The sequence below is a fragment of the Algoriphagus jejuensis genome (assembly GCF_039523455.1).
GTDB classification, from domain to species: Bacteria; Bacteroidota; Bacteroidia; order Cytophagales; family Cyclobacteriaceae; genus Algoriphagus; species Algoriphagus jejuensis.
In genome coordinates this window covers 128983-142936 of sequence record NZ_BAAAFI010000004.1, presented here as the reverse complement: position 1 = coordinate 142936, position 13954 = coordinate 128983, and the positions used below count along the sequence as shown (strand labels likewise).

Below are 13954 nucleotides of genomic sequence, written 5' to 3'. Positions count from 1 at the left end.
CCCCAAAAAAATATCTTGATGAGCGGCAAAAAAAAATCCCCCAAACGTTCGTCTGAGGGATCTGGATATCTTGATCCTAGAGGCTTGTCTCAAAAAATTGATCAAGCGTCTTTCTTCGCCATTCTTGTTCTTTCGCCTTCGTCAAGGAAGATCTTACGCATACGCATAGACTTAGGCGTGATCTCCAGGTACTCATCCTTTTGGATGTATTCCATGGACTCTTCCAAAGAGAACTTCTTGGCAGGGACGATGCGCACGTTGTCATCAGAACCGGAAGCCCGCATGTTGGTCAATTTCTTTCCTTTCTGCACGTTTACGACGATATCATTGTCACGGGAGTTTTCGCCGATTACCTGACCGGCGTAAAGCTCATCCCCTGGATCTACGAAGAAAGTACCTCTGTCCTGAAGCTTGTCGATTGCATACGCAGTACATGGTCCGCCTTCCATGGAGATCAAAGAACCGTTGATACGGCCAGGGATCGTGCCTTTGAAGGGCTCATAAGCGGTGAATCTGTGGTTCATGATGGCTTCACCCTGGGTTGCTGTCAGGACGTTGTTTCTCAAACCGATCAATCCACGGGAAGGGATATTGAACTCTAGGTGCTGTAAGTCGCCTTTTGGCTCCATGATCAGCAATTCACCTTTACGTTGAGTCGCCAATTCGATTACTTTACCGGCAGTCTCCTGTGGAACGTCTACCACCAATGTTTCGATAGGCTCGCATTTCACGCCGTCAATTTCTTTGAAAATCACCTGCGGCTGGCCTACCTGAAGTTCGTATCCCTCTCTTCTCATCGTCTCGATCAAGACAGACAAATGGAGGATACCACGTCCGTAAACCAAGAATTTATCTTCAGAGTCTGTTGATTCTACTCTTAGTGCCAAGTTCTTCTCAGTCTCTTTCATCAGACGGTCACGCAGGTGACGGGAAGTCACAAACTTGCCTTCTTTACCGAAGAAAGGAGAGTTGTTGATCGTGAAGAGCATGTTCATGGTCGGCTCGTCGATGCTGATACGCACCAATGCCTCAGGGTTGTCCACGTCAGAGAGGGTGTCTCCGATTTCGAAATCGTCGATGCCGGTCACGGCGCAAATATCTCCAGCGAACGCTTCTGTTACTTTGGCTTTGCCCAATCCTTCAAACGTGTGAAGTTCTTTCACTTTCATTTTCTTGATGGATCCATCAGCTTTCATCAGCGCGACTTGCTGATTTTCCTTGATCGAACCTCTTTTGATACGACCAATGGCGATACGACCTACGAAGCTGGAGTAGTCCAAAGAAGTGATCTGCATCTGAAGAGTCCCTTCTTCGATCTTTGGAGCTGGAATGAATTCCAAAATAGCATCCAAAAGTGGGAAAATGTTGTCAGTTGGATTTTTCCAATCCGGCCCCATCCAGTTTTGCTTAGCAGAACCGTAAAGGGTATGAAAGTGCAATTGCTCTTCGGTTGCGTCCAAGTTAAACATCAAGTCAAATACTGACTCGTGTACTTCGTCTGGACGGCAGTTTTCTTTATCTACTTTGTTTACTACTACAATAGGAGTCAAACCAAGAGCCAATGCTTTGCCCAATACGAATCGGGTCTGCGGCATCGGGCCTTCAAACGCATCGACCAAAAGAATCACCCCATCAGCCATCTTCAATACACGCTCTACTTCACCGCCAAAGTCGGCGTGACCAGGCGTATCGATGATGTTGATTTTAGTGTCTTTGTATCGGACAGACACATTTTTAGAAAGAATAGTGATTCCTCTTTCTCGTTCCAGATCATTGTTGTCCAAGATAAGGTCTTGAAACTGTTGGTTTTCTCTGAAAATCTGAGATGCATGGATGATCTTATCCACCAGCGTAGTTTTGCCGTGGTCAACGTGTGCGATGATCGCGATATTCCGAATATTCTGCATGGTTTGCCTAATTGAAGGCGCAAAAGTACAAATAAAATTTGGGAGTAAGGTTATGTGTCCGTGAAGTTTCCCATTCCAGTTCGAAGCTAATTCCGTAAGCGTCAAATGTTAACAGCTTTAATAGATTTGATCGCCCTGGCAAAGCCTGATTATTGATTTTGTCTAATTTTTTGTATTGACACAATCAGGTATAAATACTACCTTGATTGCGCTTTTTGTAGAATGGAAAATTGGCAATATGGTTTATATTCCAAATAAAATATTTTTGACTAACTCAAATAATTCCTCTGGAGCGGAAGATCGAGCGTTATGGGAAAGCGTAAAAAAAAGCAACGAGCTTGCGTTTTCGGCCCTTTTCAAAAAGTTTGTAAACCCGTTGTACAATTATGGAATGCATTTTTTTTCGGATTCCGACCTAGTCAAAGACTGCATCCAGGAGCTGTTTGGGTCAATATGGATTAAAAGAGAATCACTCTCCGAGGTCGTTCAAGTCAAATTTTATCTCTACAAATCTTTTCGAAACCTACTTTTTGCTAAAATTTCAGCCAGTAAAAAATCCGTCCATCCCAATTTTTGGGAGGAAGAATGCGGAGATGTGGACGAGTCAATCGAGGCAACCTGGATCCATGAGGAGGAGGCCGTTCACAACTCCAAGCTGCTGCAGCAAGCGATCAAACATCTGACTCGACGGCAGCGGGAAGCTGTAATTCTTCGGTTTTACAACAGTCTAGAAAACAAGCAGATCGCCGAAATGATGTCGATTTCCGTAGAGTCCGTTCACAATCTCCTCTCTAAGGCTATTTCTATTTTGCGCAGCCAAATTCATAAATGATCGATTTTTAGTTGATTCTGAAGCTTATTTAGCTGGGATATTTCTCTTCACAGCAAAATACTTTCGAAAAAATGATGAGATATGAAAGATAATTTCCTCTAGTAGGTATAAGTCGAAATTATCGTGAGCAAATTTTCAGATTCAAGCAATCGCTATTCTATCGAAAGATTTTTGGATGATCCTGATTTTCGGGATTGGACATTAAGGCCTGACTCGTCTCGGGAGGACTTTTGGAGGGATTGGATTTCCAAAAATCCAGACGCGCTCCCTAGTATTAAAGAGGCACGCCGGATTTTATCAGAAATCAACACCCCAGCCTACCGATTGGGGGATTCGGATATTAAGAGAATTTGGGAGGGTATTCAGCATGACATCAAGCCCAAAGGTCTGTCGGTGGTCAAGAACTCGATTTCCCGTCAGATTCGCTGGGGCTGGATAGCTGCTTGCTTTTTGATGGTAGCCGGTCTCAACGCTTATTTTTTCCTCGCGGAAAATTCAGACCTCACCGTCGTCCGCACCGGGTTTGGCGAGACGCTCAGCTTGACGCTGCCCGATAGTTCTACGGTGATGTTGAACGCAAACTCGGTGCTTAGCTATCACAAGGATTGGAGCGCTGAATCGATGCGGGAGGTTTGGGTAGAAGGAGAGGCGTTTTTTGATGTGCACCATCTCGACACCCATCAGCCTTTCAAAGTCTATCCGGCGTCGGGCATCGAGGTCGAAGTGCTCGGTACCCAGTTCAATGTCTATCAAAGGAAAAACCAAACTAAAGTCCTACTCAGCGAGGGGAATGTAACCATGAGCTTCAACGATAGTCCTCAGAAATCCAAGATTTTGATGACCCCAGGGGATCTGGTGGAATATGACCAGAATAAAATCCAAAAGACGCGGGTAAACCCAGTTGCCTATGTCTCTTGGACTAAGAAAATCCTTCAGCTGGAGAGTACCTCGCTGGGAGACATGGTAAGAATGGCTGAAGAAAACTACGGTGTAAAAATACAGGTCGGATCCCAGGTGGATCTTCACCAAAGCGCTTCCGGATCGATGCCGCTTTCCGACGCAGCCTCATTTATGAGGCTCACTTCCAGGGTCTTCAATGTCCAAGTCGAATACCGTGATTCTATCTACTATATCGAGTAAAGAGTATCAATCAAATTACTAATTAAACCCAACTTAATCTATGAAAAAGGTTTTACTAATGCTCTGCTTGTACGGAGCAGGTGCCCAATGGGTGCAGGCTCAGTACCAAGATGTACTTGCCTCCGCAGACAAAATTCAGTCTGGAGAAAGTACTGTTTCCAGTGTTGCACTCAAGGACGGTTTGACCTCCTTGGAAAAGCAGTTTGACGTGTCGATTGCTTTCAAAGACGATTTGGTAGCCCAAAAACAGATCAGGACTACTAAGAAAAACTTTCAAACCGTAGAGGAAGGACTTAAAGAAATCCTGAAAGGTTCCGGTCTGACCTACGAAAAAGCTGGCAGCGGTTTCTTCGTGATTTTTCCGGTGAAAGGCAAGAAGCCCATGGGGTTGACGCCGCTAGAATCTCCGCTGACCGCCACGATGACAGCGCACTCCAGTTCGGCTGGGATCAAAGGTCTCGATGTTACCAACCGATCTGACCAGCTGCGTCGGTATGATGTCACGGTCACGGGAAAGGTGACAGACGAAAATGGCAACGGATTTCCGGGGGTTAACATCCTGGTAAAGGGCACGAGCACCGGTGCGGTGACCAACACCAACGGCGACTTTAGCATCAACGCCCCCGATGGAAATGCCACGCTCGTTTTTTCGTTTGTCGGCTACATCTCTCAGGAAGTGACCGTGCAAAACCGATCAGTTGTCAACGTAATGATGGAAGTCGACGAGAGTAACCTCGAAGAAGTTGTGGTCACTGCGCTGGGTATTGAGAAATCCGCAAAAAGCCTCGGGTTTGCCACTTCCAAGGTGAAGTCGGAGGAGTTGACGATAAACCGAACTCCCAATCTGATGAATGCTTTACAGGGGAAAGTAGCCGGGGTGAATATCTCGGGATTGGGCACTGGTCCAGGCGGAACGTCCAAGATCAGGATCCGAGGCCAATCATCGATCTCCGGTCAAAACAACCCGCTGATCGTCATCAACGGGGTGCCGATCGACAATACCAACTTCGGGACTAATCCAGGAAACAGTGCATCTGACAATTCGATCGGTGTGCGTGGGGGAGGAAATACTTCGGATGGAGGGGATGGCTTATCCAGCATTAACCCCGATGATGTCCAGTCCATGACTATTCTAAAAGGAGCCGCCGCCGCCGCACTGTATGGATCTCGGGCAAAAGACGGGGTCATCATGATCACGACCAAAACCAAAGGGGACAGCAAAGGCATCGGGGTGACCTATAACTTGAACTACACCAACGAAACTCCGCTGGACTTCACAGACTATCAGTATGAATATGGACAAGGGGAGCAAGGCGTCCGCCCGACCACTCCAAACCCAACCTCTGGACAGTGGTCTTTTGGTGAAAAGTTTGCGCCTGGCATGACTCAGGTGCTTTACGATGGGATCACTGTTCCTTACGTACCTCAAAAGGGAATAATCGGTGACTTCTTTCGAAATGGACAAAACGTAACCAATTCCATTGCGCTAACCTCTACCGGGGACAAAGGAGGGCTTAGTCTTTCTTTTGCAAATCTGGAAAGCAAGGGTATCGTTCCAAATAACACCTATAATCGAAAGACCCTCAATTTGGGTTTTGGATATGATCTTTCTCCTAAATTCAGCTTCGCGGGAAACATCAACTATTCACAGGAAGAAAATACCAACGCTCCTAATATTGGTCAGCAAGACAACACGATCCCGGTTGCCCTGTACGCGATGGCGAATTCGATGCCTTTGGATATCCTGGAGCAAAATGCCTACAATGCCATTGGGGATGAGATCGTTTATTCTCGATTTAGAAATCGTACCAATCCATATTTCACCCTGGACAAGCAATTCCAAAATGTCCGGAGAGATCGGATATTCGGAAATGTCTCTGTAAAGTATAAAATTCTCCCCTGGCTGTCAATCCAAGGCCGTGCCGGCCAGGATTATTGGTCTCGGGATCAGGACTACAACAACTTTCCGACAGGTCAGGCTTCCAGGGCTCCTGCACCGGCAGGTTTCGTAAACGGCCTTTATACCCAAGAATCGCGCAGATTCCGAGAGATCAACACGGACTTCTTACTAAATGCGAATAAGACATTCGGCGATTATACGGTGAACGCGAATTTCGGAGGCAATCACATGCAAAGAAGATCTGACCTCAACAGTGTGCAGGTGACGGACTTTGTCATCCGAGATCTCTATACCGTGCAAAACGGTCGGGCTAAAGATCCTTTGTATGACCTCAATGAGCGAGCAGTGAATTCCCTTTACGGGTCTGCGGAAGTTTCTTACAAGGATCGTCTGTTCCTACACGGAACCTTGAGAAATGATTGGTTTTCTACGCTTTCCCCAGAGAATAGAAGTATCGTCTATCCGTCGGTTTCGGCTAGCTGGGTTTTCACCGAGTCGCTTTCGACCAGTTGGTTGAACTTCGGAAAACTCCGCGCCGCCTATGCGGAAGTGGGGAGTGACTCTGACGTCGGAGCTTATTCTGATGTGTTGTTTTACAATGTCAACGCCAACTTGCTAAATGGCCAGCCTGTCGGAGGCCCACTGGGAGGGACACTTCCCAACCCCAATCTCCGGCCTATGAGAATCGGAGAAACTGAAATTGGATTTGAACTCAGCATGTTCAAAAGCAGAATCAGCCTCGACATGGCCGCCTACCGGAAAATCACCACGGATCAGATCGTCAGCGCCCAGATATCTGATGCGTCGGGATTCTTGAATACCTCGATCAACAGCGGCCAAAGCAGCAACAAGGGGATTGAAGCTTTGTTGACTATCGTGCCCTTCGAGTCAGACAAGTTTGTTTGGGAATCGACCTTCAACGCAGCCTACAACGTCACCGAAGTACTCAGCCTCCTGACAGATACGCCGGGTGAGCGGATCACGGTCGGAACGCACGTATTCAATGGGGAGCTTCGGCAAATCGTAGGAATGGAGATGGCTCAGATTGCCGGGTTTGGTTTCAAACGAGATGAGGAAGGACGAAAGATTTTTGCAGCAAACGGACTTCCGATCCGTACGCCTGACCTGATCAACTTTGGCAGCGCGCTTCCCAAGTGGATCGGGGGATGGAACAACTCCTTTAACTATAAGGGTGTCGCTTTGTCCTTCCTGATTGATTTCAAATTGGGAGGAAAAATGCTCTCCGGCACCAACTTCAACGCAACTCGTCATGGACTTCATAAGATGACACTTGAAGGTCGTGAAGGCGGCGTAGTCGGAGATGGTGTAAACGAAGCCGGAGAGACTAACACCGCCGTTGCCCCTGTGCAATCGTATTGGGAAGTGGTCCGATCACAAGCGCTGGTGGAGCCCGTGATCTATGACGCCGGCTACTGGAAACTTCGGCAGATCACACTGAGCTACGATTTCACCAAGCATCTGCCTGCAGATCAACCTTTCAAGTCGATCAAACTTTCTCTCGTTGCCAACAACGTGTTTATGATCACCAAGTGGGTGGATAACATCGACCCAGAGTCCTTTGGTTACTCTTCAGACAACTTGGTCGGAATGGAGTCCACTGGATTGCCTACCACCCGAGGTCTTGGATTCAACTTAAACGTGAAATTCTAAAGCTATTTATCATGCAAAAGACATATAACTATCTGGCTATCTTGATGCTTTTCATTGTATCCAGCTCATGCGATGAGGGCTTTGACGAGCTCAATACCAATAAAGTGAGGGCGACTACCCTCGATCCGGTCATTCAACTCAATGCGGCTACACTTGGTCTTGCCCATCCCACGGGTACTTTAATTTACGAAGTAGGGATCGTCCAACAGGTGATCTCTCCAAACTCAGGAGTACTCACCGGCGCCAATTACAATCAGGACAACCGGGCCTCTACGCAGGCAAACTGGCAGAATTATTATCAAAACGTCATCAAAAATACAGGCGATATCATCAGCCGTACCAAGGATGATCCGGCCAAATCCAATGTCTATAATATGGCCCGGATTGTTCAGGCTCATGCGTTCATAATCCTCACGGATACCTATGGAAGTGTTCCGTTTTCCGAGGCGGGCAAGGGCTATTCGGATCAGATATTCTTCCCTTCATACGATGCTCAGGAGGCGATTTATCCCGCCATTATCCAGGAGCTGGAGGCCGCGGGGGCTGCGCTAAGTTTGACAGGAAAAATTGAAACAGCCGACATTCTTTTCAAAGGCAATATTCCCCAATGGAAAGCTTATGCCAATTCCCTTTTGCTGCGAGCAGGAATGCGGATGAGTAAGGTCAATCCGACGTTGGCTCAGCAGACTGTTGCTAAAGTCGCTGCCGGAGTGTTTTTGGAGAATTCTGCAAATGCACTTATAGCCCATGATGCTAACTATACCAACCCGATTGGTAACATGCTCAACTCAACCGAAGCCTCCAATTTCTTCCTTACAGCGCCATTTGTCAACTATTTAAAAAGTACCGCTGACCCACGGCTTCGGGCAATTGCGGTCACCTATGTAGGAGCCAAATCCGGCCCGGAGCAGACGCCGGCTAATGCCAGTTCCGATCCTGCGATTCAGAAGGGTATGCCAATGGGTAACGACAACGCGGGCGCTGTCAAGGCTGCAGCAGACGCAGGTCTGGCCAGTTTTTATGAGTTTGCCCAGGTTGACCGTAGAAGGATCACCAAGCTACAGGCACCGAATTTCTTGGTGACGGCTTCCCAAAATCTGTTGCTTCTCGCAGAGGCTCGCACCAGAGGATGGATCACGACTGGCACGGCTGAAGAGTATTACAAAAACGCCGTGGTCGCACACATGAATCAGATCAGTTCCATCGATCCTGCCTCGACGATTCCACAGGCCGCGATTGATCAGTATTTGGCTGCGAATCCATTTGATCCCGCCAAGGCGTTGGAGCAGATCAACACGCAATATTGGATTTCTTCCTTCCTGAATGGTCCGGAAGCATTCGCCAATTTCAGAAGAAGTAGTTTTCCGGTGCTCCAGGAAAATCCTTTTCCTGGACGTGAGGTGCCTTTTATCAACCGCTTGACCTATCCAAACTCAGAGATTTCGGTGAATTCAAGCAATGTTGGGGCAGCTATTTCATCCCAAGGCCCCGACGACTTGGCAACCAAAGTCTGGTGGCATAAATAAGAGTAGAGCAGCCCAGATTTTCTGGGCTGCTTTTTCATATCTCAAAATTTACCTTTCATGAAAAAAACACTATTACTTAGCCTTTGTTGGCTGACAGCCTGCTTTTTTTCCGCCGCGCAGCAAATCACCAAAGACGAACTGGTTTTTCTCACAAGCGAATGGAAAGGCGAGAGATTTGAAGATGGCCGTCCCAAAGTTTCAGACGATTTACTCCGCAGAATGCGACTCGTTACCCATGACGAAGCCTGGGCAGTGATGAAGGGTGCCGGGTACTTCTATCAGTATGCCGATGGCTGGGAAATCATCAACCCAGACAGCATACTCATAGGGAGAGCAGTGACGGCAACTTTTATGCCGGGCAGACCAGACATCCACAATGCGATCGATGCGCGAGGCAAGGCTGCGGGTAAGCGTGGGCAAAACTCCTGGCCTGTGGATCTCTTGGTCCAAGGCGATGTGTATGTGGCGGATCAGTTTGGGGTACATGTCAATGGTCCGACAATTGGCGACAATGTCGGCAATGCCATCTTTGCCAAGTCTGGAAATGGGATCGTCTATGACGGTGCTGTCCGAGACATCTCCGGATTGAAAGAAATCGGTGGCTTTACATCCTACTATACCAGCTACCATCCTTCCCATCACAATCAGCCCGGTAACCTCAATACGATGCTCGTCGGTATCAACCAACCTACCCGTATCCGTCAGGCGACTGTGATGGCGGGAGATGTGGTCTTGGGTAGAGATGGAGGAGTTTCTTTTATACCTGCCCACTTGGTAGAAAAAGTGGTGATCACCTCAGAGATTGTTCGTCTTCGTGACATGTTTGGTCACGAACGGTTGAGAGAGGGGAAATACACCGCTGGAGAGATCGATACCCGCTGGTCTGACGAGATCGAAAAGGACTTTTCCCAATGGCTCAACGACCACATCGACGAGCTGCCTGTACCGAAAGCGCAAATTCAAGAATACTTAAAAAACCGAACCTGGTAAACCAAAATCAAAAAACCAATGAACCCAAAAATACAAGATAGAAGAGCGTTTTTTCAAAAAAGTATAGGCCTCACTGGCGCAGCCTTTCTGGGCACTTTTGGAAGTGGTTTAGAAGCTGCAGTCGAAAGAACTCCCAAAGCCTCCGCTCCATCCGATCTCAAGATCACAGATGTAAAATGCGGGTATGTTCGTGGTGCGGTGTATGTGAAAATATATACCAATCAAGATGTCTGGGGCTGTGGAGAGGCGGTGGACGCAATCCAAGGGACCTACTATATGGTCAAGAGACTGGGTGATCAGATCAAAGGGCAAAGCCCTTTGAATCCAAATCGTCTGGCGGAGCAGCTTCGTAAAGGTGCCTTCTTTGGCGGAGCACAATCCGGTGTGTATGTGGCGGTTTTGACGGCCATTGAGACAGCCCTTTGGGATCTGACGGGAAAAGTTTTTGGTCTGCCTGTGTACCAGCTTTTGGGAGGAAAGTTCCGAGATAAAATCCGTGTCTATTGCGATACCGCCCTCTATACTTCCACCAATCCAACCCCAGAAGACTACGCCGCAGCCGCACGTGGAGCGGTCGCGAGAGGATACAACGCGGTCAAGTTTGATGTCGATGATGCCCGAGACCCCAACAAATATGATCGCTTCAACTGGACAGCCAATCCCATGGAAATCGACCGGATGTACAATGCCATCGCGGCTGTGAGGCAGGAGGTGGGGCCGAATATCGATATCTGCGTGGACATGCACGGACGCTACGATGCAGTCACCGGATTGAAAATGGCCCAGCTATACGAGGACCTCAATCTGATGTGGCTGGAGGAACCCGTCCCTGCGGACAATATTGATGTGTATAAGAAGATCACGCAGGAGACTTCCACGCCTATCTGTACCGGAGAAAATATCTATCTGGCCTATGGATTCACTCGGATTTTATCTGACCATGCGGTCGATATCATCATGCCGGATCTTCAGAAAGCGGGAGGACTTGGAGAGGCTCAGCGTATCGCCAACCTCGCCAATCTATACTACGTTCCTTTTTCCCCGCACATGGTTGCTTCCTTCCTGGGAGCCATGGCGAGCTGTCATGTCTGCGCTTCGGTTCCTAATTTTCAGATTATGGAGTGGCAGATCTATATGGACACGGATCAACTCTGGCAGGACATCGTGACCTACGACGGGCCGAGAACAGAAAATAGTTTTATCACCCTGTCGGAAAAACCCGGAATCGGTGTCGAGATCAACGAGGAAGGCATGAAGAAATATGCTGTCCCTGGCATTCCTTTTTTTGAATGAAATCTAGTTTTCAGTGGTCAGGAACCAGTGATCAGTCTCAGTTTTCAACAGACAAATATTCAATAACCCAATAACTAATAATCATGAAACATACAAGATTTATTCGCTTGCTGGTCCTGAATCTCCTTTTTGGAGGGGTGGCGACACAGGCATTTTCACAAAACGTCGGTGCATCGCCCGATTACATCAAAGCTCTCACCTCGGAATGGACGGGAGAGCGATTCCCGGACGGCAGACCCAAGGTCTCTGATTCAATCTTGGAGCGTCTGAAAAAGATCTCCATCGAGGAGGCCTGGGGAGTCCTTAGAAACAAAGGGTTCCAAAATCAGTACGAAGGAGATTGGCAGATCATGTTGCCGGATGAAGCGATGACCGGTCGGGTGGTCACCGCCCAATACATGCCCTTGCGCCCTGATTATCAAAAACAGGTCACGGAGCAGGGAGTCGGCAAAGAAGGAAGGTCGCCAAAAGGAGGAACCAACTCCTGGCCCATTGATATCCTCACCAATGGCGACGTCTATGTAGCTGACGGCTATGGCAAGATCGCAGACGGGACGCTGATCGGTGACAATCTCGGGAACTCGATCTATGCCAAGTCCAAGCGTGGGGTGATCTTCTACGGCTCTGTGCGTGATCAGGAAGGACTGTCTGAGATCGACGGATTCAATGCCTGGATGAAGGGGCAGGATCCATCTTACATCCAGCAGATGATGCTCAGCGCGATCAATACGCCGATTCGGGTAGGCCGGGCTACTGTTTTGCCGGGAGATGTGGTTTTGGCAAAGAAATATGGCGTGATCTTTATCCCAGCCTATCTCGTGGAAGATCTAGTGATCACCTCGGAAGTCACCGGACTGCGGGATGAGTTTGGGCATTTGCGCTTGCGCGAAGGGAAATACCTTGCCGGGCAGATTGATTCTGAATGGACAGATGAAATCAAAAAGGATTTTCTGAGTTGGCTTGAAAACTACCCAGGAAAATTGCCTATGTCCAAAGCCGAGCTGGACAATTATTTCAAGGAAAGGAATTGGTAGCCCTTCTTTTTCTTCCATTTTTTTCAAAAAAACAATAACCCAAAATCATTCTAAAATGAAAAGCACATTACAACAACTCATCCAAAAGAATAAGGAGCAAGAGCGAGCATACACCGCACAGCGGCAGGCGGAGATAGACAGCCCGTTTACAAAAGACAATCGAAGAGACTTTTTGAAGAAAACCGCACTTGGTGGCCTGAGTTTGACTGCACTGATGGGGCTCGGGATCGAGGACACGATGGCCGAGACGACCAAAAATGTACGCAGAGCCTCAGCTCCGTCCGACCTGAAAATCACCGATCTGAGGTATGCGCATACCGCTGTCATGGGTGGAACTGCAATTCTGAGAATTGATACCAACCAAGGCATTTACGGATTGGGGGAAGTGCGGGATGGGGCCGATCCCAAGTATGCACTGATGTTGAAGAGCCGGATTCTCGGCGAAAATCCATGCAATGTGGAGAAGATCTTTAAAATCATCAAGCAGTTTGGAGGTCAGTCCCGCCAAGCCGGTGGTGTTTGTGGAGTGGAGATGGCACTCTGGGATCTATGCGGCAAAGCCTACAATGTGCCGGCCTGGCAACTGCTAGGGGGAAGATATCGCGATTCGGTCAGACTATATGCCGATACTCCGGAAGCGAGTTCGCCGGAAGAGCAGTTGAAGTTGATAAAATTCAGGACAGAAGAACAGGGGTATACATGGCTGAAGATGGATGTCTCGATCGGAGAAATCATGGACATACCGGGATGCATCGTGAATCCGGAGATTTTTAAGCTCGGCAAAAGCCAATGGTCTGGCGGGTATATGTCTTATTCTAACACCGCACACCCTTTCACAGGAGTCCAAATCACAGAGAAAGGTCTGGACGAATTGGCAAAAATTGTCGATCACGTACGTGGAATGGTAGGTTATGATATTCCAATATCTACGGATCACTATGGCCACTTTGATCTGAACAATTGCATTCGACTGGGGCAGGCGCTCGACAAATACCGCTTGGCCTGGTTGGAGGATATGGTGCCTTGGCAGCTATGGCAACAGCACAAGACCATCACCGATGCCCTGAATACACCGACCACGACCGGTGAGGATATTTACCTGCTTCAATACTTCAAAGACCTGATAGACAATCACGCCGTGGATATCATACATCCGGATCTGGCGTCTTCGGGCGGGCTTTTGGAGACCAAGCGAATTGCCGATTATGCCGAGGAAAAGGGGATTTCCATGGCGATGCACCAAGCTGGAACGCCCGTCTCATTCATGGCAAATGTCCATTGTGCAGCTGCTACGCAAAACTTCCTTGCGCTGGAGCACCACTCGGTGGATATCCCTTGGTGGGAGGATCTGGTGACCATGACAGGTGGAGGCAAGATGATAGACAAAGGCTACGCGCCAGTTCCGCTGGATGCACCGGGCTTAGGGATCGACCTGAATGAGGAAGTGATCAAAGCGCACCTTCATCCGTCTGACAAGTCGTACTTCGCACCGACCGATATGTGGAACGAAAAACGATCCCACGATCGGACTTACAGCTAAATTCACTTTGATCTCCGCTGAAAGGCAAGTGCTTTTCGGCGGAGATTTTTTATATTTCTCCTCACCCAAAATGCCGCTCAATTGAATTCCAAATTTTATCCCTACGCGCTCTATTCTTCCT

The 13954-nt window shown here is 48.2% G+C and carries 9 protein-coding genes; 8 read left to right on the top strand and 1 reads right to left on the bottom strand.

The genetic code is table 11. The features are described 5' to 3' along the window. Positions 1–101: 101 nt before the first annotated feature. The gene (gene typA / locus ABD031_RS06080; protein ID WP_343849476.1) at positions 102–1907 is read right to left on the bottom strand and encodes a translational GTPase TypA; all 1806 of its coding nucleotides are present in this window, start codon (positions 1905–1907) and stop codon (positions 102–104) included. 238 nt (positions 1908–2145) lie between these two features. On the opposite strand from typA, the gene ABD031_RS06075 reads away from it, so the two are divergent. The 8 genes from ABD031_RS06075 to ABD031_RS06040 all read left to right on the top strand — a co-directional run bounded on the left by ABD031_RS06075 (position 2146) and on the right by ABD031_RS06040 (position 13833). Beyond that, positions 2146–2739, top strand: a complete 594-nt coding sequence (locus ABD031_RS06075; RefSeq protein WP_343849475.1) for an RNA polymerase sigma factor — start codon at positions 2146–2148, stop codon at positions 2737–2739. Between the two features lie 123 nt (positions 2740–2862). Beyond that, entirely contained in the window at positions 2863–3879 is a 1017-nt protein-coding gene (locus ABD031_RS06070; RefSeq protein WP_343849472.1) for a FecR family protein, read from the top strand. Positions 3880–3919: 40 nt separating this feature from the next. After that, the gene (locus ABD031_RS06065) at positions 3920–7450 is read left to right on the top strand and encodes a SusC/RagA family TonB-linked outer membrane protein (RefSeq protein WP_343849471.1); all 3531 of its coding nucleotides are present in this window, start codon (positions 3920–3922) and stop codon (positions 7448–7450) included. A gap of 11 nt (positions 7451–7461) precedes the next feature. Next, on the top strand, positions 7462–8976 hold the full coding sequence (locus ABD031_RS06060; RefSeq protein ID WP_343849470.1) for a SusD/RagB family nutrient-binding outer membrane lipoprotein: 1515 nt from the start codon (positions 7462–7464) through the stop codon (positions 8974–8976). Between the two features lie 57 nt (positions 8977–9033). Continuing rightward, positions 9034–9966 carry an RraA family protein gene (locus ABD031_RS06055; RefSeq protein ID WP_343849468.1) on the top strand — a complete coding sequence of 311 codons (933 nt, stop codon included), beginning with the start codon at positions 9034–9036 and terminating at the stop codon, positions 9964–9966. A gap of 18 nt (positions 9967–9984) precedes the next feature. Then, positions 9985–11259, top strand: a complete 1275-nt coding sequence (locus tag ABD031_RS06050; protein WP_343849467.1) for a mandelate racemase/muconate lactonizing enzyme family protein — start codon at positions 9985–9987, stop codon at positions 11257–11259. A gap of 80 nt (positions 11260–11339) precedes the next feature. Then, positions 11340–12293, top strand: a complete 954-nt coding sequence (locus ABD031_RS06045; protein ID WP_425542714.1) for an RraA family protein — start codon at positions 11340–11342, stop codon at positions 12291–12293. A gap of 55 nt (positions 12294–12348) precedes the next feature. Continuing rightward, positions 12349–13833 (top strand): mandelate racemase/muconate lactonizing enzyme family protein, encoded by a 1485-nt coding sequence (locus tag ABD031_RS06040; protein WP_343849463.1) that lies wholly within the window; start codon positions 12349–12351, stop codon positions 13831–13833. Positions 13834–13954 lie beyond the last annotated feature (121 nt).